Genomic DNA, 23,551 nt, shown 5'->3' on the forward strand with positions numbered 1-23,551 from the left:
TCATCCCCGGCCGCTTTCGGGAGCCGCGGCGAACACCCCGCCGGACCGGGCCGTTTCCGCGCCCGAGGTCCTGGCCTCGTCCACCACGGACGCGAACTCGGCGATGGTGGGCGCGTCGAACAGCCTGCGCACCGACAGCCGGGTCCGGAACAGCTTGTTCGTCGCCGCGATCGCCTGCATCGCGCGCAACGACTCGCCGCCGACGTCGAAGAAGTGGTGGTGCACACCGACCCGGCCGACCTTGAGCACCGCGGACCAGATGTCGGCGAGCAGGCGTTCGGTCTCGGTCCGCGGTGCCACATACGGCAGTTCGGCCACCGGATCCGGGTCGGGGAGCTGCGCCCGGTCGACTTTGCCGGTGCTGGTCAGCGGCACCGCGTCCAGCACGGTGAAGGTGCTGGGCACCATGTACCTCGGCAGCCGGTCCCGGACGTACTTCTGCAGTTCCGCCCGGTCCGGCCGCTCACCCGGTTCCGGAAGCACATAGGCGACGAGCTGCTGTTCACCGGTCTCCTCGCCGCGGGCCATCACGATGGACCGCTGGAGCGAGGGGTGGGCGTCCAGCACGGCCTCGATCTCCATCGGTTCCACCCGGAAACCGCGGATCTTGACCTGGTGGTCGTTGCGGCCGAGGAACTCCAGGTCGCCCGTGGGCAGGAACCGGCCGAGGTCGCCGGTGGCGTAGCGGCGGGCGCCGGGGGCCGCGCCGTCGGGGTCCGGCCGGAACACGGCCGCGGTGGCGGCCGGTTGGCCCAGATACCCTCGGGCCACGGTGGCCCCGCCGATGTGCAGTTCGCCGGCCACCGCGATCGGTGCCGGCCGTCCGTGCTGGTCCAGCGCCTGCACCCGGGTGTTGGCCACCGGGCGGCCGATGGGCAGTTGGGGCTGTTCCACCGGCTCCGTGGCCGTCCACACGGTGCTCCACACCGTCGTCTCGGTGGGGCCGTACTCGTTGGCGAGCCGGGATCCGGGGACCTTCGCACGGAGCTCCTCGTACAGCGCCGACGGAGCCGCCTCCCCGGCCGTGATCACCCTGGCCAGGGATGCGAGCTCGGCCGGGTCGGACTGCTCCAGCAACGGGCCCAGGAGGGACGGGACGGCCAGGGTGTGCGTCGGACGCTGCCGGGCGATCACGGTGGCCGTGCTCACCGGGTCGAGCTGGGTGCCCTCCCTCGGCAGCACCAGGGTGCCGCCGGTCGACAGCGTCCAGAAGATGCCCGCCACCGAGCTGTCGAACGCGAAGGAGGACAGCAGCAGGAACCGGCCGGCCGGCTCCTCGTAGGCCGTGTTCCTGGCGTCGACCGAGGCCACCGCGTTGCGGTGCTCGACGACGACCCCTTTGGGCCGGCCGGTCGAGCCCGAGGTGTAGATGACGTACGCGGCGTCGGCCGGGCCGGTGCCGACGGCCGGGTTGTGCACGGGTTCGTGGCCGACCGCCCGGAAGGCGCGGTCCACCGCGAACGGCTCCGCCGCCGGCGGAACACGGCCGGCCAGGTGCTCCTGGACGAGCACGACCCGCGCCGCGCTGTCCGCCACGAGGAGCGCGGTGCGCTCGTCCGGTTGTGCCGGGTCCAGCGGGAGGTAGGCGGCTCCTGCCTTGAGGACGCCGAGCAGGAAGACGATCTGGTCGACGGAGCGCTCGGCGAGCACGCCGACGACGTGTTCGCGCCGGACCCCCCTGCGGCGCAGCCCGTGCGCGATCCGGTTGGCGCGCTCGTTGAGGGCCCGGTAGCTGACGGCCGTGCCGTCGAACTCCACGGCGACCCGGTCGGGGGCCGCGGCCGCGCGTTCTTCCACCAGCGCGTGCAGACAGTGCTGCGGCACAGGGCGGCGGCCGCCGTCGGTGAACCCGTCGAGCAGTTCGCGGTCCCGGGCGGGCAGGAGGTCGGCGGTCCCGTATTCCGCGGCCGGATCGGCGGCGATCGCCGTCAGCACCCGTACGTAGCAGTCCCGGACGCTTTCCATGATCTCGGCGGAGAACTGCAGGCTGTCGTACTCGATCCGCACTTCCAGCCGGCCGGTCGTCCGGTTGAGCCGGAAGATGCCGCAGAACGGGAAGGTCGACTCGCCGTAGAGCTCGTTGGCCACGTGCTCGACGCCGGCCTCGATCCACCGGTCCAGCACGTCGAACACGTGGTAGTTGGTGAAGAAGAACAGCGTCTCGGCCAGCGGCTCGTTGCCCTGGTGCCGCTTGAGTTCCGCCATCGGCAGCCGCCGGTAGGGCATCGACTGCCGCTCGGACCGCAGGGTGTCCTCGATCAGCTCCAGCCAGCTGCCGCCGGCCATCCGGACCCGCAGCGCCAGGCTGTTGACGAACAGCCCGATGGCGGTGCTGCCGTCGACGGCTTCGGGGCGGCCGTTGGTCACGGTGTAGGTCAGCGTGTCGATATTGCCGCCGTAGGCCGACATGACGGCGAGATGGGCGGCGAGCAGCACGCTCTTGAGCGGCACCGCGTGCGCCGTGGCCACCTGCTGGAGCCGGTCGGACAGTTCCCGGGCCACCGGGACGACGATCCGGACGATCTCCCGGTCGCCCTTGTCGGCCCGCGGCCCGGCGGCGGCACCGGTCCTCGGCAGCCGCATCAGCGTCGCGTCGGCGAGATAGCCGTTCCAGAAGTCGTAGTTCTCCTTGCGCCCGAGCGCCTCCAGTTCGAGGGCGACGGCGTCGCTCATGCCCGTCTTCGGCGGCCGGATCGTGATCGGTTCGTCGAACATGAGCGAGAAGTAGTGGCTGAAGAGCTCGGTGATCATCAGGGCCTCGCTCCAGCCGTCGACGATCTCGTGGTGGAAGCCGTAGGTGAACTGGAACTCCTCGTCGCTGCGGCGGTGCACCATGAACCGGATGAGCGGGTAGTCGTGCAGCTCGAAGCCGCGCAGCTTCTCCCGGTCGATCCACGCGCCGACCTTGTCGTCCTGTTCCCGTTCGGACAGCCCGCGCAGGTCCTCGGAGTACAGGGGCGTCTCGAAGCTGCCGTGCACGATCTGCAGCGGCCTGCTGAAGGTCGTCATGTCGAACGACGTCCGCAGCATCGGGTGGCGTTCGACGAGTTGCCGGACGACGGTGCGCAGCACGTCGAGATCGAACGGGGCGCGCAGTCGCACCGAGGCGATCGCGTGGTAGACGGCCGACTTCGCGGCGAAGTCGCGGTGGAAGATCATCCCTTCCTGGAGCAGGTTCAGCGGGAAGGCGTCCTGCACTTCGCCGGGGAGCCGCTCGCGGTCCTCGGCGTCGATCAGGGCGAACGGGGCGGTGGCCGGCGCGTCGGATTCCGGGCGCCTTCGGTCCACGGCGGCCGCGCAGTCCCCGATGACCGGGTTCTGGTGCAGTTCGGCGACCGTGAGGTCCAGCCCTCGGGACCGGGCCCGGCTCACGACCATCACGCTGCGGATCGAGTCGCCGCCGAGGACGAAGTAGTTGTCGGCCGCCCCGACCCGGTCCACCCCGAGCACCGTGGCGACCGCGCCGGCCAGGATCTCCTCGGTGTCGGTGCGCGGGACGACGTATGCGGCGTGTTCCGCCGCCGACCGGCTCACGGCCGCCGGCACGGGCAGTGCGGCCCGGTCGAGCTTGCCGTTGGCCGTCATGGGCAGTGCGTCGAGCACCACGACGGCGGCGGGCACCAGCGGTTCCGGCAGCCGGGTACGGCAGTGCTCGACCAGCGCACGGGGGTGCGGGGCCGGACCGCCGGTGTCCTTCCCGGGCACCACATAGGCCACCAGCCGCAGTTCCTCCGCCAGCGGCGAGGAACCGCCCGGGTCCTCGTCCCGTCGGGCGACGACCACCGCGTGCCCGACTCCGGGGTGGGCGCGCAGCACGCTCTCGACCTCGGCGGGCTCCACCCGGACGCCGCGGATCTTGACTTGTCCGTCGGCACGGCCGAGGAATTCGAGGGTGCCGTCGCTGCGTCGGCGGACCAGATCGCCGGTCCGGTACAGCCGGGAGCCCTCCGTCGCGAAGGGATCGGGCACAAAGCGTTCCTCGGTGAGCCGTGGCTCGTCGAGATAGCCGTCGGCGACGCCCGCGCCACCGATGCAGAGCTCGCCGACCGCCCCGTCGGGAACCGGGCGGCGGCGCGGATCCAGCACCTGCGCCCGGGTGTTGGCGATCGGTGTCCCGATCGGCACCCGGCCGTGCCACGGCCCGTCCGCGTCGATCCGGTGGGCGGTGCTGCCGACCACGGTCTCGGTCGGACCGTACTCGTTGACGACGGTGGCACCGGCGGCGTGGAACAGCGCGGCGCTCTCGGCCCGCAGCGCCTCGCCGCCCACCACCACCGTGCGCACACTGCCGGTGATCTCCTCGGGAGTGACCAGCTGGGCGACGATGTCCAGATGCGTCGGTGTCAGCTTGACCAGGCTGAGGTCCCGCATCCCGCGCAGTGCCGACACCAGCCCGATCACTCCGGCGGCTTCGGGCAGCAGAATGACCCGTTGGCCGGCCACCAGCGGGCCGAGCAGGCCGGTCAGCGTCAGATCGAAGCCGATCGAGGTGTGCACCAGCGCGCCGTTGCCCTCGGCCATGGCGTAGGCGGTGGCCGCCCAGGAGAGGTAGTTGGTCAGACCCCGGTGCGGGACGACGACGGCATGGGGTTTCCCGGTGGTGCCGGAGGTGTGGAGCAGATAGGCGGTGTCGTCCGCGGTCACCGGCACCTCGACGGGGGTCCGCGGCAGGGCGGCGAGCCCGTCGGGGTGCCCGTCCATCACCAGTGCCGGCAGCCCCGGGTCGCCGAGCCGGTCCAGCACCGCCCCGGTGGCCAGCAGCATCTTCGGCGCCACGTGCTCCAGGACGAGCTCCGTCCGGGCCCGCGGATGGCCGATGTCGACGGGGACGAACGCGGCACCGGCCTTGAGCACACCGAGCAGCGCGACCATCAGTTCCGGGGACCGCCCGACGGACACCACCACCTTGTCGCCGCGCTCCACCCCGGAGGCGATCAGGTGACGGGCCAACTGGTTGGCTCTCGCGTCCAGTTCGGCATAGCTGAGTTCGGTGCCCTCGAACTCGACGGCGATCCCGTCCGGCCGCCGGGCCGCCTGCCTCGCGAACAGTTCGTGCACGGCCTCCGACGGGACCTGGGCGACCGGACCGACGCCGGAGGCGAGCACCGGGCCCCGTTTCCCGGCGGGGAGCAGCTCGATCTCCCCGATCCGGACCGTCCCGTCCGCGAGGACCGCGCGCAGCGCGGCCGCGAAGCCGTCGGCGAGAGCCGTGGCGGTGGCGGGATCGACCAGGGCGGCGTCGTACCGGACCTCGATGTCCAGAGTGTGACCGGCCCGCACACAGCCCAGTTCGATGTCGGCCGTGCCCGTCCTCGTCTCCTCGACGATCGTGCAGCGGACGCCGTCCGCAAACATCGGCTCCGCGGCGACGCGGAAGTCGAAACAGGCGAGGGCGCTGAGCCCGGCGGCCCGGTGCCCGGCCGGCACGGCCGGGTCCAGGTGGTCGATCCGGTGCTCGGCGTCGCGACGCCGGTCGGCGGTCTCCCTTGCGACGGAAAGGAATTCTTGTTCCGCCGTGAACCGGCCGCGAAGGGGTAACTCCCTTTCCAGCGCACCCACCGTGCGGTCGACGGCAGGGTGGCTCCGGCCGGACGAGGTCAGCAGGACCGGAGCGCTGCTCTCGCCCGCCAGGCGCCACACCACCACCTGGAACACGGCGTCCAGCACCGATTCGGCGTCAACCTTGTGGGACGTGGCGAATTCATCGAGCGCGGTGGCGACCGGGATCGGCTCCGGACGGTACGTCCGCCGGTCGGGTTGATGCCCGGAGGGCCGGTCCGCGCGGCTCGGCAGGGAACCACCGTCGCCCTCGGCCAACTGGTCGGCCCAGACGGCGCGCTCGGCGGCACCGTCCGCGGTGGCGAGGAGGTCGTTGTGCCAGGCCGCGAAGTCGGCGTACTGCACGATGTCCGCCACGGGCGGCAGCAGTTCGTCGCCCGCATAGGCGGTGGCCAGTTCCCCGGCGACCAGACGCAGCGAACTCCGGTCGGCGATCAGCGCGTGCGCGGTGAGGACGAGGGCCGCCCGGTCGGTCCCGATGCCGACGAGCAGCGCCCGGAATCCCCGACCGGGCCCGGGGCCGACCGCCGCCCTTTCCCCGGCCCCGAGTTCGTCCAGCGCCGAGGCGAGTGCCGCGTCCGGTCCCGGGGTCACCTCGGTGACGCGCAGCTCGACGTCGGCGGGATCGTCGATGACCTGCGCGGGTGACGACCTGCCCTCGCCGACGACGAGGCCCGTGCGCAGCGACTCATGGCGACGCACCACGGCGGACAGTGCCGAGCGCAGCCTGGTGCGGTCCAGCTCACCGTCCAGTGCCATCCGGATCTGCACTTCACGGTGCGGTCCGACGGGAGGGAGTTGCGACCAATAGTGGCGCTGCTGCGGGGAAACGGCAAACCCTGGTTTGTTCGTCACTACCGTCAGTCACCTCCGCTACAAGTGCGTACGCTGTCGGCTCGATTACCGCCCTTACCGCCCCGCGACGACCGTGGTTTCCAGTGCGGGGTCCGCGAGGACATCCGCCCGGGTGAACAAGCACTTCCGTACTCCGCCCCGGGCGAACATCCCTTGCTGGTCGGCGGAGTGCGGCGAGCCCGGGACATCGGACTCCGAGAAGGTGAGCAATCCCTTGGCCACCGGCCCGTGTCGGGTGAACTGCACTGCCAGCAACATGCTGGTGCCGGTGTTGACCTGGAAACCGTCCGACGGCTGGACCGGTTCCGTCGTGGTGCCCGGTTCCGGGGTGTACTCCACCACATTGAGCCCGCCGAGCGGGTCGGTGGTTCCCGGCATGGGCAGCCGCTTGCCACCTTTGCTCTCGTACTGCACGGCGCCGAGCGGGACGTCGAGCGGAAGGCCGGCCGCCTCGATGGTGTGCTGCGCGCCGGCGATCGCCCGTCCCAGGACTGCGGGATCCGGTTTCGGCACACCCGGGGTGTGCACGGGATCGCGCGGATCGAATGCCTTGCTGAACAAGGGGCCCGCTGACACCAGGGCGTCGTGGTCGACGGCCAACACGTTCGACATCACCTCGCGCCACAGCACGGCTCCTCTGCTGTCGACCGAGAACCGGCCGTCCCAGGTGTCGAGCACGTGGCAGGCCTTCGCCTCTCCGATGTGCGCATGGCACAACTCGCGTACCGGGCCGAGCAGCAGCCGGGAGCTCAGCGTCTCGTCGGACAGCACCGCGGACACGAGGTCATCGAGACCGAAGCGGTGATCGGGCCCCCGCCCGGAGTCGGCGAGCAGGAGGGCGTTGAACCGGGCCCTGGCCTCCAGCGCTGTCCGCTGTTCCCCCAGCAGCGCGGGAAAACCCTCGAGAGGGTGCCGCGGATTGGCGATCCACGGGCTGTTGTTCGCGTTGAAGACGTAGTCCCTGCAGGCGAGTTGAGGCCACCGGTTCGGCGGCAGCAGTCCGGGTGCGGCTGCTCCGGAACTCTCCTGCCAGTCCTGCCGGGGATCGCTGCCGTCCAGGAGACCGATGGGGCTCGCCAACCACGCCTCGGTGGCCGCCTTTCCCAGATCGGGAGTGCTCGCGGGGTCCCCGTACCACGTGTCCCCGTTGCGGTCGGCGGCCAGGGTGTTCAGCCACGGTGTGCCGTACTTCGCGTTGACGGCGGCGACTTCGGCGACGCTGCCGGACCGCGCCATGGCGAGCCAGAAATCGAGCTGCCGCGTGTTGCCCGCGTTAGCGTCACGGAAGACGATCGCGCCGGTGGTGCTCCACCCGTAGCCCGGATCCAGCGAGGAGAGGTCGACGACCGGCCCGTAGCCGGTCGACCACAACGTCCTGGTGACCGTGCCGAGTCGGGAGCCGGCGAGCTTGACCCGGACCGACAGGGTGGTCGGCCGCAGGCGCTCCACGCGGTCACCGTGGCGATAGCCCGTCGGGTCTCCCTCGGCCAACCGGAGCTTGGCGAAGGTGTAGCGGGCGCCCGGTGCCACCGTATGGGTCCAGGCGACCTTCTCGTTGAAGCCGATCTGGACTCCCGGCAGTCCGCCGACCCCGGCGCCGTAGACGTTCAGCTCGCCGGGGACCGTGAGCTGGCACTCCCATAATTGGAGCTCTCCCTGCCAGGGGAAATGCGGGTTGGCCAGCAGTGCTCCCCGGCCGGTGGACGACCGTTCGCCGCCGATCGCCCAGCCGTTGCTGCCCGGCGCCGGACCGTGAGGACCCCGTAGTGCCTGCCGGACCGAGGCCGCCACCGCGGCCGGTGGAACCCGCAGCGGATCGGAGGGACGGACGACCGGTGGCTGCGCCGCGGCGATGGCGGGCAGCACCGCCCGCCCACTGGATACGATCGCGAGATCCTGCTCGTAGGCGAGGAGATCCACAGCGGTGATGGGCGCGATCCACGGCTGCCCCGCGCACCACCCCCGGACGCCTGCCGGCCCGACACCGGCCAGGTATCGGTTGTACCCGGCGGCATAGCCCTCGAGCATGGACCGGGCACGGCCCGACAGCGTCGGGAGCGCCTGTCCTGCCCGGTCCGTCAAACGCAGGGCCCGATACCCGAAGTCGGACGCCAGATACCGGTCCCCCGGTCCGCGTCCGAGCCACCGCGAGCGCTCGCCCCGGACCTTGACCACCTGGTCCGCGAGATCGCACAGCCGGTCCTCGGCATAAGCCCAGCCCTGGCCGAAGGCCACGCTGCCGAGATTCGCCGCCCGGATATGGGGGATCCCATAGCTTGTCCGGCGTATCTCGGCGCGATAGCCGACCGCGGCGACGGACGACAGCGACGCATCCCTCGACACCGGCCCCGGCGGGACCGCCGGCACCAGCCATGCGATGACGATCACCACGGCCGGTAAAGCCAGCGAGGCTCGTCGCCGGCGTTTCCTGGCGTCAAGGACCGTGGACAGGGCTTCTCGCCTCCAACAGGCATAGCTGTGCCTCGATCACGAAAGCCTTTCGGCCCGCAGCGGAGTCTCACTCCCGGACCGCGCGACTCGGACTGATAGAAACTTCTACACACCGCCATCCACGGATACAAGAGGACCGTATGATCGCTTTCCGGTCCTTGTCCCGCCGGCGCAGGCAGCAGTCGTGCCGACAGAACGAACGGCGACCGCGACCCGAACTCCCCACCGGATCGCAGGGCTTGAGGCTTCAGAGGAAACAGTGCCGGATGGGAAGCAAGCGCACGAAGCGTTGCACTGTGGTGTTCAAGCGGGGGCACGATCGCGCCCGTTGGAGGCACAGGACCTGCGTGGCGATCCGGTCCAACTCTCGGGGACGTTGCGGACCCCTGCGACGATCCTCGCGCGACCGGTCAGCGCGTGGGACATATCGCGCGGGCTCGGCGCTCGCCAGAGCCCTCAGCCACCGGCTGAGCGACGAGGCCGTCGCAGTCGACAGCCCGTGCAGGGCCTGCAACGTGACCGCCGCGGCCAGGATCTGCGGCGGCATGGACGACCTGTCGTTCGCCTACGGATACATTTCCGCCGGGAACAGCACGCCACGGTGCTCGGCCAGGAACGCGAACACGCTCCCCTCCGGGATCAGCTCCAGGCAGTTCTCCCGCATATCAGGCCCGACCGTCTCCCCGGCGCATGCTGCCGCCGCGCTCCTCAGCCCCCTCGCCTCAACAATCATTCATGGGACAGGAGCAGCATTCGGAGGGGATGTCGGGGTGCAGTTCCTGCTTTCCATGCCTTCCTGCCTGCGGCATTACGCGGTGCGGTCCTTGGCCGCGCAATTCCTTGGGGAAGCTCTTGGAGAACCTCCATGAGAACGGTATCGGGACCTCGGACGTCTTGGTTGTCCGGCGTGGCCGTACTGTTCCGTTCGCGGTTGTCTGTTGTAAGCAATGTGGTCCATGGGCTGAGGAGAACAGAGAGGACCGCTCAGCAGGTTCATGACTCTCTCCGAAGGGTTCTTCCATGCCCGAGATCTCATCCACATCGAAGGGGACGGTGAGCGAGCAGCTCCTGTCGGTGCTCTTCCAGCACCGGGCCGCCACCACGGCCCAGTTGCACCGCTTGCTCTCGCCGCAGCCTCATCTGGTGTACCTGCGCCGCTGTTTGCGCGCACTGCGCGAGGCCGGACTCGTCGACTCCGTCGATCGTGCTTACCACCCCAGCGTGTGGGCTCTGACCCGTCGTGGTCAGGTGACGGTCCTCGGCTGGCCGCAGTTTGCCGGTCGGCGTGCTTACCGGGCCGGTGCCGGTGTGCACAGTGTCCACACGCTTACCGTGACGCGTACCGCGGTCGTCTTCCTGCAGGGTGCCCGTCTTCTGGGGGACGAGTTCGGTCCGTTGGACTGGCGGGTCGAAGTCGCCCATCCGGTGCGCGACGGGGCCGGCGACGGCGAGCGCATGCTCATCGCCGACGCGCTGCTGCACTACACCCGTACGCAGCCGCACCGGGCGCTGCTTCGCGCGCTCGTCGAGGTCGACCGGGCGACCGAGTCGAGCGAGCGGCTGGCCTCGAAGTTGATCACCTATGCCCGGTACCACGGGCACCATGGCACTCCGGGTGGACGGCGAGGTGGCGGCCCGCAGTTGTCGGTTGCTTCCTGGCAGCGGGCCTACCCGGTGTTCCCCCGGGTGCTGTTCGTCCTGACCGGCGCCGGGCCGCGCGCGCTGGCGCAACGTATCGCCGATCTTCGGGCAATGGCTCGGCAACATCCTCTTGCGGCTCCCTTCGCCGCCCAAGTGCCGGTCGGGGCCGCTGTGCTGGAAGACCTTGAGGAGCAGGGTGCTTCTTCTCCGGTCTGGTCGTCCTTGAGTACGGGCCGCGCGTCGTGCACCTGGATGGATGTCTGAGGCCGGCGACAACAGAACTGCCCCGGTGAGCAGCGCTGCTCACCGGGGCAGTTCTTTCGTGGAGCGGTTACGTGTCCTCAGGAAGCTCGGTCGCGGTTCGGGGAGTCGGGCATCAGGTCGGCGAGGGTTCCGTGGCCGGCGGTAGCCGCGAGGTAGCCGGCCTGGATATCGCGGATGAGGTGTCGGGCGATGAGCCTGTACTCCTCGGCGTAGTTTTCCCGTGCGGCGAGCCACGGCAGTCTCGTGGTGTGCTGTGCGATGGCCAGGAGTTCGGTCATCAGCGGTCCCCGGACGGGGATGTGCGCGGCCGCATTGTGGCAAGCCGGTAGCGGGCCTGGTTCGGATCGGTACGAGCGGCTGGACCGTGCGGCGATCCATGTGCGGATCAGCTTCATCAGGAGTCCTCTCGCTGGACGGCTCAGGTCTGCAATTTCCACTTTCCATCTCGGCGTTGACCGGATGGCTTACCACGCACTGGTCATCGTCATCTCGTTCTGTTTGCAAGCGGTATGAGGTGAGCGTCTGCGCATAGTCTTGTTTCTCACGCTCACTCACCATGAGCCGTAATGGCTTTGTGCTGTCGTGGCCGATCCAGCGGAAGGGGTTCTGGTAAGTCCTGGCCGAAGAGTGGGGGTATCGCATTCCCGATTCTCGAGGAGTCTGTCGATGCCTATTTCCTTTCGTCCGCGTCGAGGCCGCGCGCCTGATTCCGGAACCCCCGCCGAGCCGGTCCCGGCGCACGTCCGTCCGTTCCGTTCCCGTCGTCTGCTGGCGGTCCGTTCGGTGGTGTGGGGAGCTGTGTTGTGCGGGCCGGTCGCCCTGGGTGCCGTGGCGTGTCTGCCGCATTCCGCGGCCCGTGGTGATTTGCCGCAGCCCCGGTCTTCATCTCCCGTACAGGCACGTGGGGTTCAGGACCCGTCCGGCTATGCCGAGTTGTTCGTCTCCTTCTGGTTGGGCGGCGACGCCCAGCAGGACGGGAGCGCGGCTGCCAAGGCCCTTCGCGCGATGGCGCCGGAGGTGTCGCCGCCCTCGTGGGGGCGCTCGGCCCCGGCGGTGGATCGTGTCAGCGCCGTGGGATCCGTACCGGCCGGCGGGGGACGGTGGTCGGTGACCGTGGCGGCCCAGCTGCGCTTTGGCCAGGGTTCTCAGGAGCCGGTGGGCGTGCGGTACTTCGTGGTGCCGGTGGCCGTCGCCGGATCAGGGGCGGTGCGGCAGGTGACCGTCGTTCGGGCTCCGGCGGAGGTCGCTGCTCCTTCTGCCGCCCTCGCGCGTTCGACGACGGATTCGCTCTCGGTGCCTCCGGATTCGCCGTTGGCGCGGACTGCCGGCGAGTTCTTGTCGGCCTACCTGGGCGGCGGGCCCGGTGTCTCCGACCGCTTCCTTGCTCCGGGGGTGAAACTCCCGCCGGTCAGCCCGGCTCCCTACCGCACGGTCCAGTTGGAGCGGGTGGCCGTGAGCCGAGGAAGCGGAGAGAGCTCGGACGGTGCGGTCGGTCGTGACGGGGAGGTCGCGCGAGTCGCCGCGCAGGTGGTGGCTCGTGACGGCGCGGGGCGGCAGTGGCCGCTGGCGTACGACCTGCGGTTGACGGCCCGCGGCGGTCGCTGGGAGATCGCCGGGCTGGGCTCCGAGCCGGAGGGGGCGCGGTGAACACGACGGTGACCCTCGCCGGTGCGTTCCAGGACATCGGCGATCATCTGCTGGGCATCGGCACGGGCTGGTCGGAGAAGGCGCTGAAGCTGGCGTTGATCGTGATCGTGGTCGTCAACGTGGTGCGGAAGTTCAGTGTGAAGGCCGGGATCGGCGCGCTGCTGGGGCTCGTCGTCTGCCTGGGGATCTACAACGCCCGCAACGACCTCGGCAACGCGTTCAAGAACGAGGTCCTCAACAGCGGTGCCGGAACGACGTCGCATGTGAAGGTGGTCGACAGCGCTGCCGAGGGCGGTGGTGCGGCATGAGTGCGGAAGCAGCGGTCCAGGCCCGTGTGGGCCGGAGTTACACCCAGGCACGGCGATATCCGTGGGTGCTCGGGCGTATCGGCGACTGGACGGTGCCGTTCGGTCCGTACACCCCGGCTCAGATCGTCGTCGCGGTCGTGGGCGCCTTCGTTCTGATCAAGACGTTCTCGTGGTGGTCGTTCCTCGGTCCGGTCCCGGTCGTGGTGTGGGCGGTGGCGATCTGGGCCGTGCGGGGTGTGCAGATCGGTGGCCGGTCCCCGTTCAACGCCGCTGCCGGGCTGGTGGAGTTGGCGCTTCAGCCGTCGCGTGGCCGGATCCACGGTCGAGCTGTGCGGGAGAGCCGTTCCCGCGTGCTGTACGGCGGTTTCGCTCTCGAGGAGGTGGAGGAGGCAGGCGAGGGGACGCCGCTCCGGGCGCCGAAGGCACACGCGGGCGGTGTTCCCGGACCGGCCCCCACCACCCTGCAGAGCCTGCTGCGTCAGGGCCCGGGACGGAGGGGGTGGTGATGCGCGTGATGATCCGGCACATCTCCGGTCACCTGATGTGGTCCGTCGCAGGCGTGGTGTGGGCCTTCTGGCGGGTCGAACCGGTCGGCGGCCGCTACATGGGCGTGCGCGAGCACAGCGAGGTCATCGACCGGGTCACCGGTCTGGTGCGCTCGCTGCCGTACGCCGCCCGGGTGTTCAGTCTCAGTGCGCAGCGGGATCCCGGTGAGGTCGTGTTGCGGACGCTGGAGTCGGTGGATCTGGAGGCGTGTCCGTTCTGGGCGCAGGTGGCGCGGGCGCAGTTGGATCTGCTGTCCGGGATGGAGGTGCAGCAGCGGACGGTGTGGTTGGCGGTGCCGTTGACGGTGTCGGGGGCTCGGGCTCAGGTGTCGGCGGCGTTGGGGTCGGCGTGGGCGGAGGTGTCCGGGTTGCTCGGGTTGCGGCCCGCTCCCGTGCCGGCTGCGGAGGTGGCGGAGTTCCGGCAGCGGGCGCTCCAGGTTGTCGCGGACCTGGGTGGTGGTGTGGTGCTGCGTCCGGCGCGGGCGGCGGAGATCGTGTGGATGCATCAGCATGCGGTGCATCGCGGTCTGGACGAGCCGCTGCTGGTGGAGGCGGCCTCTGCCGACACCGCGTACGAGGGAGCGGTCGTCGGTGGCGTCCTACGCTCCCCGTCCTATGCGGATCTTGGGCAAGTGCGCCTGCTCGAGGGCGGTATGGAGCCGGTTGGCTCCGGTTCGGAGGCCGACGGGGGTCCTTCCGTAGCGCGGGCGCGGCCCCGTGGAGGCCGTGCTCGCGGTCCGTCTCCGGTCAGGCGGCAGTGGCTGGAGGTCGAGTGCGAGGCCGGGACCGGCTATCAGGCGCAGTTGGCTGTGGCGCAGTTGCCGCGGGCGGTGACGGAGTCGCGGGCGGACTGGCTGGCCCAATTGGAGCGGATGCCGTTTCCGGTGGACGTCGTGTGTGATCTGCGGCTGGTTCCGGCGGCGAAGGTCGAGCAGGAGGTGGCGAAGAAGAAGCGGGAATTGGTGGACCAGGCCGAGCAGTACGCCGCGCACAGTGCGACGGGTCTGCCGGAGGGGATGCGGGATGCGGCCGGTGATCTCGGCGAGTTGGGTGCGCGGGCCGCGCAGTCGCAGGTCGAGGTGGAGGTGCAGTCCGTCACCGTCCTGTCCGTGTGGGGGCCGGATGCGCGGACGTGCGAGGAGCGGGCGAGGGCGCTGGCCGGTGAGGTGAAAGGGGCGGGCTACCGTCTGGTGCGGCCGATCGGTGGGCAGGAGAAGCTCTTCTCCCTCTTCCTGCCCGGGAGTACGGCAGCGGCGTCGGTGCGCGAGTTCACCCAGTTCCAGCTCTCGGAGGACTGGGCGATGGGCGGGGCGTTCGTCTCGGCGTCGTTCGGCGATCCGACGGGGCAGCTGATCGGGATCTCCCAGGATGCGGGCACCGTCGTACCGGTGCTGCTGGACGTCGCGAACGCCCCGCGCGCCAACGCGAGCGCGTCGTTCGGGGTCGCCGGCGATCTGGGCGGGGGCAAGAGCGTCCTGCTCAAGCTGATCACGTCCGGTGTGGTGGACCGGGGCGGCCGGGCGATCGTCATCGACCGTACGCCGATGCGCGAGTGGGAGCGCTTCGCGCGGACCGCCGCGCACGGGCGCTGTCAGATCGTGGACGCCGCCCGGGCGGAGCTGTCGATCGATCCGTTGCGGATCTTTCCGCCGGCCGTCGGCGCGCACTATGCCCTGTCCTATCTGACCTTGCAGTTGGGGGTCGGTCCGATGACCGCCCAGGGCGCCCTTCTGAACCGGGCGGTCCAGCAGGCCACATCCTGCTCCGCGCCGTCGATGGCGCGCGTGATGGAGGCGCTGGACGAGATGGCCGCCGAAGAGGCGGGGCCGCGCTCTCAAGAGGCGGGCACGCTCCTGGATCTGCTGCGGATCGTGGCCGACCGGCCGCTGGCCCGCATGGTGTTCGACGAGGCGCTCCCGGCGATCGATCTGGAGGGGGAGCTGGGCTCCTCGGACTTCGTAGTCATCACGACGGCCGGACTGACGTTGCCGCCGCGGGAGACCGTGGGCCATCCGGAGTTGCTGCGGACGCAGCCGTTGGAGGCGCTGATCGGCCGGGCGGTGCTCTACCTGATCGCGGCGATGGCGCGCCAGGTCGCCTTCGCGCAGGACCGTTTCACCTTGGTCACGGTGGACGAGTGCTACTGGCTCACGTCGTCCGCCGAAGGGCTGGCGCTCGTGCACGAGATCGTCCATGACGGCCGCAAGCACCGTGCCGGCATCGGTCTGGGCGGGCACGACGTCCTGGAGCTCGGCAACGAGGTCATCCGGGGGCTGCTCGCCTATCGCTTCCTGGCCCGTACCAGCGACCCGGTCCTGGCCGCGCGCGGGCTGGAGTTCCTGGGCCTGCCCGGCGACGACGAGGACCTGCTCCGGCAGGTCACCAGCGACCTCTCCCCCATCGGGCGGGAGGGGCGGGAGGGAGAGATGTTCGGGCGCGATGCGCGCATGCAGATCGGCCGTTTCCAGGTGGTGGTTCCGCCGTTGCCCCGTCTGCTGGACGGCATCTTCACCACCCCGGACGCGCCCTCCCCCGCTCCGGACGGAGGACGTCGATGAACCGCCGTCACGTCCACCGGGTCGGCGTGGTGGTCGTGCTGCTCGCGGCCGACAGCCTGGCCGTTGCCCCCGCGCAGGCCGCCGAGACCGGTGGCGGGCTTCTGAGCCCGTTCAATGTCCTCACCGGTGATGGTGTGCCGCTGGATCGTTACCAGTTGACCGGCGGGGGCGAGAGTCCGGTCGAGGATGCGACCAAGTTCCTGATGGGCGGCCTGTTCGCGCTCGCCCGGACGCTGGTCGGCGCGGCCTGCTGGCTGATCGACTGGGCGTACCGGTTCCCGGTCCTGGCCCAGCTCACCGGTCCCGCCCAGCGGATTTCGGATGCCTACCAGCAGCATGTGCTCGCCGCTCTGGGGCTGGGTGGTCTCCTCTTCGCCTGGGCTTTCGTCTTCGGTCTGATCATGGTGATACGAGGGCGGCCCGGCCGCGGCTTCGGTGAAATCCTCCTCACCCTGCTGATCTCGGCCGTCGCCGCCACCGGTCTCGTCCGCCCGGATGTCCTGCTCGGCCCGAACGGGCCGCTGCGGCAGGCCGAGTCCGCGGCAGCGGAGGCCGCGGTCATCACGGCGCGCAGCGGCGGCCTGGAGCACAGCCCGGTGACAGGCCCTTGCGCTCTGGTCACCGGTCCCGCCCAGCAGGTCTGCGTCGACCACCAGAACAAGGAGGGCCCGGACCGCAACAGCCCCAAGGGGGAGGATCCGTGCGATCTGGTCAGTGGCCCGGCGCGGGACGAGTGCCGGGCCGGGCGCCGTTCTCCGGCGGCGGCCGAGGTCTCCGGTCCGCTTACCCGGATCCTCACCGACACCCTCGTCGTCCAGCCCTACCAGCTCCTGCAGTACGGGCAGTTGGTCGACAAGGACAGCCGCATGTATCAGACCTACTTGAAGGGGTTGGGGAAGGGCGCCCTCGACGGGACGAAGGAGAAGCCGGACGCGTGCGATCTGATCGACGGCCCGGCCAAGCGATACTGCATCCGGGACGGCGAGAGCGCCGCGGACCGTCCCGGCCCCCGGCTGCCGGGGAAACTCGGAGCGATCGCCCGGCTGCTGGAGAACGACGGCGACGCCGGGAAGGCGGCCGCCGCCTTCATGAGCGAGGTGTCCTGGGAGCGCGTGCTCGGCGCCCTGCTGCTCCTGGTCGCGGCCGGCGTCGTCTTCGCCTTGGTCGTGTCGATGGTCCTGGCGCTGATCGGGGCGCAGTTCGGGTGCGTGCTCGCGGCGGTCGTGGGCTGCGTGGTGCTGGTCTGGGCGCTTTTGCCAGGGCCGAACCGTGGGGTGCTGTGGCGGTGGGTCGGGACGTTCGGGGCCGCGGCGGTGCTGATGTTCGCGGTCGCGGCGTTCATCCCGCTGTTCGGCGTCGCGGCCCAGGCTCTGCTAACCGGTGCCGACCACACGGTGCTCGTCGAGCGCCTGGTGCTCCTGGACGGGCTCGCGATCGTCGGCCTCGCCCTGCACCGGCGCATGCGCCGCAGCATCAGCGGCCTCGGCCAGCGGTTCGCGACCCGTATGCGCTTCGCGAAGGTCGGCGGCAGTCACATGCTGGGCGATGACGCGGCCGCGACCGGTCTCGCGCTGGCCTCCTTGGGTGGCGGCGCCCCTGCCGTCTCCCCCGGCGGCGGGCTGTTCCTGGGAGGAGGCCGTTCCGCGGGGTCGTCGGCTCACGCCCGGCTCGCAGGGCGCCGCGCCGCCCTCGCCGCCGGGTGGCGGGCCATGACGACGTCCGGTAACCGGCCGGGGTTGTTGGCCGAGGCCGGTGCGGAAGCCCGTCGTGGCCTGGCGCCGCTGACGGTGGCCGGGCGGGCGGCCCAGCTCGCCTGGACCGGCCCTCCCCCCAACCACCGCCGGGCCGGCCGCGACCGCGGTCCGCGACGCGACAACCGGCTGCCGGTCGTCATCGACGGCACGACGGGCGAGATCCTCAGCCACCCCGACCGGCACCCCACCGGGCCGTTCACCCCGATCGGGATCCGGCTGCAGGAGCGCATCGGCTCCACGCGCGGCGGACGCGTCCTGCTGCGCACGGGCAAGACGCTGTGGCACTCGACCGTCGGCCTGCCGGCCGCGTACACCCGTGTCCGCGAAGGCCGTACCGAACTCAGCCGACGGCTCGCCCGGCAGCTCGATCACTACGAGCTGGTGGCCGCGGAGTGGCGCCGGGACACCCGTACGGGCCGCCAGGATCTGTCCCGCCCGGCCCGGGAGGTGTACGAGCGCGCCCGTGAGGGAGTCGTCGGCCCGATCCGTACCGCGAACAACCTGCGGCGCGAGAAGGAGCGTTGGCGGGGCGAGCCCCGCTACCGCGGCGGTCTGCCGCAGGATTGGTTCGACCGCTACGTGAACGAGCCGGACCCGCATTCGCCCGGTGGCGAAGGGCGTACGGGAGGCCGGCCGTGAGGAAGCTCGGCTGCACCACCGTCGTTCTGGGGCTGCTGCTCCTCGGGGTACCGCTCGCCCTCGTCCTCGGCGCCCCTCGCAGACCCGCTGCCTCCGCGGACATGAGCATGGTCTCCTCCGTCTCCGGCATCCCGCCCCGCATGCTCACCGCCTACCAGTCGGCCGCCGCCCAGACCCCGCGGGAAGCACCCCGGTGCCGCGGCATGCGCTGGGCAGTCCTCGCCGGCATCGCCGAGATCGAGTCCCACCACGCCGCCGGACACCGCATCTCCGCCACCGGGGACATCAGCCCGCACATCATCGGTCCCCGCCTCGACGGCTCGGGCGTCGGCGAGAACACCACCCCGGTCGCCGACAGCGACGGCGGCCGCTGGGACGACGACCCGCACGGCGAACACGCGGTGGGCCCCTTCCAGTTCCTCCCCTCCACCTGGACCGGCGGCGCCGCCCGCGACGGCAACCACGACGGCGTCAAGGACCCGCACAACGCCGACGACGCCGCCCTCGCCGCCGCCGTCTACCTCTGCGGCAACGGCCGCAACCTCACCGACCCGGCCCAACTGCGCGCCGCGATCTACGCCTACAACCACTCCGACAGCTACGTCCAGGAGGTCACGGACTGGATCAAGCGCTACACCCAACTCGGCACAGCGACCGCATCACCGACGACCGGGAGCGCCGCCGCCGTTCTGCGCGCCGCGCTCTCCCAGACCGGCGTGCCCTACTCCTGGGGCGGCGGCGGGCCCGACGGCCCCTCGTACGGCGGGTGCTGCTCACCGGCCGGGCGGTCCGGTGCTGCCATCCGCGGCTTCGACTGCTCCGGGCTGACCCAGTACGCCTTCGCCCGGGCCGGGATCGTCCTGCCGCGCACCGCCGACGCCCAGGCGGGCGCCGGACGGCGCATCCCCGCCGACGCCGGTGTGAGCGCCCTGCGGCCGGGCGACCTGGTGTTCTTCGCGTACGACCCGGGCAACGACGCGACGATCTATCACGTCGGGATCTCTCTCGGCTCCGGGCAGATGGTCAACGCGCCGAGACCGGGCGCGGAGGTGCGGTCGGAAGCCGTGTGGACTCACGGCTACGCGGGAGGAGCCCGGCTCCTATGACGCGTCCCGCCGCCCGGCTGCGTCGCTCCGGGCTCCTACTCCTTGTCCTGGCCGCCGTCCTCGCCGTGCTCGGGCTCTTCCTGTTGGCCCTGCGCCCGCCCCCGGCCGCGCCGCGGGGCAAGGCGTCTGTGGTGCCCGCGAGCACTCCGTCGAACGGGCCCCGGAAAGTTCCGGGTTCCCGCCCATCGGCATCACGGCCCGCGCCTGCCGCGCCGTCCGGGATTCCCGTACCCGGCGACGGCCCGGCGGGCGACCGGGCCGTGCAGCGGATGCTCGACCGTTCCTCTTCGTCCCGTCTTCCCGCCGAGCAGGAGCGCCGGATCGTCGCGCTCGCCGAGCGCGTCTGGCGTGCCGACGTCACCGGCACGAGCCGCTCCCCGTGGCCCGGATACTTCACCGACTCCCCTCCCCCACGCCCCCGTTACACCGGCATCCGGCTCCAGGGCACCGCCGTACGAGCCGCCGACCGCGGCCGCGTCGGCGTCCTGCTCGTGTGGGCCGGCACCGACTCCACCGGCCGGCAGACCGACGGCCTCACCACGCGTCTGCTGTTCAGCAGGACCGCGCGCGGCTGGGAACCCGTCCGGTGAGCGCCTCCGTCGTGGTCGGTATCGTGTCCTTCCTGGGGGCGGGCGCATGGACCGTCCTGCGATCCTCGATCACCGCAGCCCTCTGGATCGGCGACAACCCGGTGCTGACCGTGCTCCTCATCGCGCTCGTCCTGGTCCCGGTCCGGTACCTCCTGGCCCGGCTGGCCCGCCGGGTCGCGCGACGACGGGTACGGGTCCGGATGGAGCCCGGCTCACGGTTCGACCCGGATGCCGAGCAGATCTGGCGCCAGGCCCTGCTGCTCGCCCGCGCGGCCACCACCACACCCTGGTGGGTTCCTCGCCGCGCCCGTACGGTACGCGTCCGCCTGCGCGCGGACGGCACCCGCCCGCTGGACTACCTCGTCGAGGGCCCCGCCGGCGCCCGGCACCTGCTCACCGCCACCCCGTACAAGACCGTCCAGGTCGCAACAGCCCAACTCCCGGCGGAGAGGAAGCGCAAGCACGAGGTCCGCGCCGAGTTCGTCCTGCGCGGCAACCCCGCCCGGCGGCTGCGCGATGTTCCCCTCGAACCCGACCCGCTGCAGCCCTTGGTCGATGCCGTCGCCACCGTCCGCACCGACCTCGGCGACCGGGCCGAGCTCTGCCTCGACCTCCAGCCCGTCCCCCGCTGGCGCATCGTCCTACAACGCCGGGAACTGCTCGCCCAGGCCCGGGACCGGGCCCGGCGCGAAGCCTCCGCCGCCTGGCGCGAGACCCTGCAGGCCGAGGACACCTGGCGCCACCAACTCGCCCGGCTCCTCGGCGGCGACCACAACCGCCGTCTGCTCCTGCCACCCCGTCCACGGCCCGTGGACGACGTCCAGGCCCTCGGTCGCATCGGCGAGGACACCGGGCTGCTGCGCATCCAGTTACTCGTCCGCTGCTCCTCCGACCAACGCGGCCGCGCCAAGCGGCATCTCCACCACATCGCCGCCGCCCTGGAGACCTTCACCGGCGGCAACCGGATCAGCCAGGTCGCCCGCCGCATCGGCCCTTTCCTCTGGAGCGCGGACTCCCGCCCGTACCGTCGCCGGTTCGACCGGCGATGGTCCACCGGACAGATCACCGGACTGCGCGCCTCATGGGCCCGCGCCGACGAGATCGCCGGCCTCCTCAAACCGCCCACCCTGCACTGCCGGTTGCCCCTGCTCACCCATGAGCTGCCCGAATACCGGCCCGGGGGCGGAGGGCTGATGCCGCACGGCTGGTACACGGCGCAGGACGGTACGGAGCGTCTGATCGCCACTCCGCTCAAGGAGACACTCTTCTCGCTCCGGGTCGGCAGGTCCGGCTACGGCAAGACCGAACAGGCCCTGGTCCAAGCCGTGGCCCTGGCCCACGCCGGCGAAGGGCTGGCCTTCGTCGACCCGCACGGCGACGCTCTCAAGCGTGCCCTTCCCTATCTCGCCCACCGCCACGTCGCGCAGCGCATGTGGCACATCGACCTCGCCGGTGACCAGGCAGCACTCGGCACATGGAACCTCCTCGGCGTCGAGCGCGGCCAACGCCCGGAGGACGTCGTACGCGCCGTCTGCGATGCCTTCGCCACCGTGCTCGGCTGGAGCGACTCGAACGCCCCCAGGGCCCTGACCATCCTCGCCAAGGCCACGGAGGCCCTCGTCGCGCTCAACGCCGCCGCGGTCGCCACCGGCCGCCCCGAACAGCAGGCCACGCTCTTCCAGATCCCCACCCTGCTGACCGACCCCCTCTGGCGCACTCAAGTCCTCTCCGGACTCCCCGAGGACCAAGCCGCCTGGTGGTTCACGGCCTTCCCCCAGACCCCGGCGGACGCCCTGCCCACCGTCCTCAACCCGATCGAGCGCCTCGCCGCCAACCCGGCCGCCCGCACCTTCCTCTCCTCCCCCACCAGCACCTACAACATCCGCCAGGCCATGGACGAAGGCCTGGTCGTCTGGATCTGTCCCCGCGCCTCCGGCCCCACCGACCGCCTCCTCGTCTCGCTCCTCCTCCACGACCTCTTCCGCGCCGGCCTCTCCCGCCGCGACACCCCCGAATCCCGGCGCCGTCCTTTCCACGCCTTCGTCGACGAACTCATCTCCGTCGACAGCGCCTCCTCCAGCACCCTGGCCGCCGTCAGCGAGGAACTCCGCAAGTTCGGTATCCGCCTCCACGCCATGACTCAACTCCTCCAGCGCATCAGCACCGCGACCCGTGACTCCCTCCTCCAGAACGCCAGCACGCTCTCCAGCACTTCAGGCGCCATCGACGCGGTCGCCGTCCTGGCGAAGGAGTGGGGCAACACGATCACCCCACCCGAAATCGCCGAACTCCCCCGCTACCACCACTACATCACCCTCACCGTCGACGGCCGCCGCATCGGCCCGCTCCGCATCCGCGGCCCCGAACTCGACGAGGTCTTCCACGACCTCGCCCGCCCCCGACACGTCCACCTCCTCCGCCGGTCCATCGCAGAGAACTTGACGCCCCGTGCCCTCCCCGCACCCCACTCCGCAGTTGCCCGGCAGCGCGGCACTCCCCAGGATTCGCCGCCTCCGGACAACGCCGGGCCGGTGGAACCACGACTCCTATGACACCTTCCGCTCCCCGAGGAACGCCTGCGCGGACTACGCGGCATGCTGCGCCGCCTGCTCGGCGGCCAGTAGGCGCCTCCGGGGGCACGTCGTCGAACTCACGGTGCGGTGCGCGTGGGATACGCGCACCGCGCATCCCATCAACACGTTCCGGCTCAGTGCACCACGGGTGTCGTGGTCGAGGCGTAGCTGTGACGATTTGGCCTGCGCAGCAGGGCTGCGGGCCGTAAGGTCCGGCCATGGGCGACTTCTACGTACCGCACGCCTTCTCCAACATCGACGCGCATCCCCACCCGGTCCGGCTGGTCAACGCGCTGTTCCGTCTGCGGACCGAGCCGTTCTTCGTCTCCTACAAACAGCGCTTACGCCACCTGCTCCAGGCCCAGCCCGGCCAGCGGTTCCTCGATGTCGGAGCCGGCACCGGAGACGCCGCCCGCGAACTCGCCGACGAATCCGGCGCCCAGGTCATCACCTGCGACCTGTCCCGGACCATGTGCGAGACGATGAAGCACACCGGCCTCAAGAACGTGGCAGTCGCCGACAGCCACCACCTGCCGTTCAAGAGCGCGGCGTTCGACGGGGCCTGGGCGGACCGCGTCCTGCAGCACGTCGAGGATCCCGACCGGGTCCTGGAGGAGATGCTGCGGGTCGTCCGTCCCGGTGGCCGGATCGTCGTCTGCGACCCGGACACCGCGACCCAGGCCCTGAACATCGAGGACCACCGCCTGGCCGCCAGGATCCTGGGCCTGCGCCAGACGGCCAGCATTCGCCACGGCACCTTCGCCCGCCGCGTCCCCGGCATCCTCACCGCACGCGGCCTGCTCGACGTCGAGGTCGAGCCGCATACTCTCGTCGTCCGCGACAAGCGCACCATCGACGACACGATGGGCGTCCGCGACTGGGCCGATGTCTTCGCCGACCGCGGCTACATCGACCGCACCGAAGCACACCGCTTCAACACCCTCCTCAACGAGGCAATCGAGAGCGGCCAGTTCCTGTATTCGGTGACCTACTTCCTCACCTCCGCCACCGTGCCCCGTACATAACAGCGAGCGTTCAGACCACCAGCCGGAGGACGTACG

At 71.0% G+C, this 23,551-nt stretch carries 13 protein-coding genes; 10 read left to right on the forward strand and 3 right to left on the reverse strand.

What is annotated here, in order from left to right; genetic code table 11:
- The gene (locus AB8735_RS02295) at positions 1 to 6,414 is read right to left on the reverse strand and encodes an amino acid adenylation domain-containing protein (protein WP_372404840.1); all 6,414 of its coding nucleotides are present in this window, start codon (positions 6,412 to 6,414) and stop codon (positions 1 to 3) included.
- Between the two features lie 54 nt (positions 6,415 to 6,468).
- Positions 6,469 to 8,802, reverse strand: a complete 2,334-nt coding sequence (locus AB8735_RS02300; RefSeq protein ID WP_372404842.1) for a penicillin acylase family protein — start codon at positions 8,800 to 8,802, stop codon at positions 6,469 to 6,471.
- A gap of 1,083 nt (positions 8,803 to 9,885) precedes the next feature.
- Here AB8735_RS02300 and AB8735_RS02305 point away from each other — a divergent pair.
- Positions 9,886 to 10,770: a replication-relaxation family protein gene (locus AB8735_RS02305; RefSeq protein WP_372404844.1), complete on the forward strand. Its 885-nt coding sequence runs from the start codon at positions 9,886 to 9,888 to the stop codon at positions 10,768 to 10,770.
- 77 nt (positions 10,771 to 10,847) lie between these two features.
- On the opposite strand, the gene AB8735_RS02310 is transcribed toward AB8735_RS02305, so the two are convergent.
- Positions 10,848 to 11,048, reverse strand: coding sequence for a hypothetical protein (locus tag AB8735_RS02310; RefSeq protein ID WP_372404845.1), 201 nt, complete (start codon positions 11,046 to 11,048; stop codon positions 10,848 to 10,850).
- An 883-nt stretch (positions 11,049 to 11,931) separates the two neighbouring features.
- Here AB8735_RS02310 and AB8735_RS02315 point away from each other — a divergent pair.
- The 9 genes from AB8735_RS02315 (at position 11,932) to AB8735_RS02355 (ending at position 23,515) form a co-directional block, all read left to right on the forward strand.
- The gene (locus tag AB8735_RS02315) at positions 11,932 to 12,417 is read left to right on the forward strand and encodes a hypothetical protein (protein WP_372404846.1); all 486 of its coding nucleotides are present in this window, start codon (positions 11,932 to 11,934) and stop codon (positions 12,415 to 12,417) included.
- Positions 12,414 to 12,725 (forward strand): hypothetical protein, encoded by a 312-nt coding sequence (locus AB8735_RS02320; protein WP_372404847.1) that lies wholly within the window; start codon positions 12,414 to 12,416, stop codon positions 12,723 to 12,725. The genes AB8735_RS02315 and AB8735_RS02320 overlap by 4 nt, the downstream gene beginning before the upstream one ends.
- On the forward strand, positions 12,722 to 13,231 hold the full coding sequence (locus tag AB8735_RS02325; RefSeq protein ID WP_372404849.1) for a hypothetical protein: 510 nt from the start codon (positions 12,722 to 12,724) through the stop codon (positions 13,229 to 13,231). The genes AB8735_RS02320 and AB8735_RS02325 overlap by 4 nt, the downstream gene beginning before the upstream one ends.
- Complete coding sequence (locus AB8735_RS02330; protein WP_372404851.1) at positions 13,231 to 15,828, forward strand: ATP-binding protein; 2,598 nt, start codon at positions 13,231 to 13,233, stop codon at positions 15,826 to 15,828. Before AB8735_RS02325 ends, AB8735_RS02330 begins: the two co-directional genes overlap by 1 nt.
- Positions 15,825 to 18,221, forward strand: coding sequence for a hypothetical protein (locus AB8735_RS02335; RefSeq protein ID WP_372404853.1), 2,397 nt, complete (start codon positions 15,825 to 15,827; stop codon positions 18,219 to 18,221). Before AB8735_RS02330 ends, AB8735_RS02335 begins: the two co-directional genes overlap by 4 nt.
- A complete protein-coding gene (locus tag AB8735_RS02340; protein ID WP_372404855.1) occupies positions 18,218 to 19,327 on the forward strand; it encodes an NlpC/P60 family protein in 1,110 nt (369 codons plus the stop codon). Before AB8735_RS02335 ends, AB8735_RS02340 begins: the two co-directional genes overlap by 4 nt.
- On the forward strand, positions 19,324 to 19,917 hold the full coding sequence (locus AB8735_RS02345) for a hypothetical protein (protein ID WP_372404857.1): 594 nt from the start codon (positions 19,324 to 19,326) through the stop codon (positions 19,915 to 19,917). The genes AB8735_RS02340 and AB8735_RS02345 overlap by 4 nt, the downstream gene beginning before the upstream one ends.
- A complete protein-coding gene (locus AB8735_RS02350) occupies positions 19,914 to 22,469 on the forward strand; it encodes an ATP/GTP-binding protein (protein WP_372404859.1) in 2,556 nt (851 codons plus the stop codon). The genes AB8735_RS02345 and AB8735_RS02350 overlap by 4 nt, the downstream gene beginning before the upstream one ends.
- Positions 22,470 to 22,708: 239 nt before the next feature.
- Positions 22,709 to 23,515, forward strand: a complete 807-nt coding sequence (locus AB8735_RS02355) for a methyltransferase domain-containing protein (RefSeq protein WP_372404861.1) — start codon at positions 22,709 to 22,711, stop codon at positions 23,513 to 23,515.
- The last annotated feature ends 36 nt before the right edge of the window (positions 23,516 to 23,551 follow it).

Origin of the sequence: Streptomyces luteireticuli (assembly GCF_041519305.1) — a bacterium.
GTDB lineage: Bacteria > Actinomycetota > Actinomycetes > Streptomycetales > Streptomycetaceae > Streptomyces > Streptomyces luteireticuli.

Coding starts and splice junctions, on each gene's coding strand:
- AB8735_RS02305 (WP_372404844.1), top strand. CDS start 9,886: ATGCCCGAGATCTCATCCACATCGAAGGGGACGGTGAGCGAGCAGCTC.
- AB8735_RS02310 (WP_372404845.1), bottom strand. CDS start 11,048: ATGACCGAACTCCTGGCCATCGCACAGCACACCACGAGACTGCCGTGG.
- AB8735_RS02325 (WP_372404849.1), top strand. CDS start 12,722: ATGAGTGCGGAAGCAGCGGTCCAGGCCCGTGTGGGCCGGAGTTACACC.
- AB8735_RS02330 (WP_372404851.1), top strand. CDS start 13,231: ATGCGCGTGATGATCCGGCACATCTCCGGTCACCTGATGTGGTCCGTC.
- AB8735_RS02335 (WP_372404853.1), top strand. CDS start 15,825: ATGAACCGCCGTCACGTCCACCGGGTCGGCGTGGTGGTCGTGCTGCTC.
- AB8735_RS02345 (WP_372404857.1), top strand. CDS start 19,324: ATGACGCGTCCCGCCGCCCGGCTGCGTCGCTCCGGGCTCCTACTCCTT.
- AB8735_RS02355 (WP_372404861.1), top strand. CDS start 22,709: ATGGGCGACTTCTACGTACCGCACGCCTTCTCCAACATCGACGCGCAT.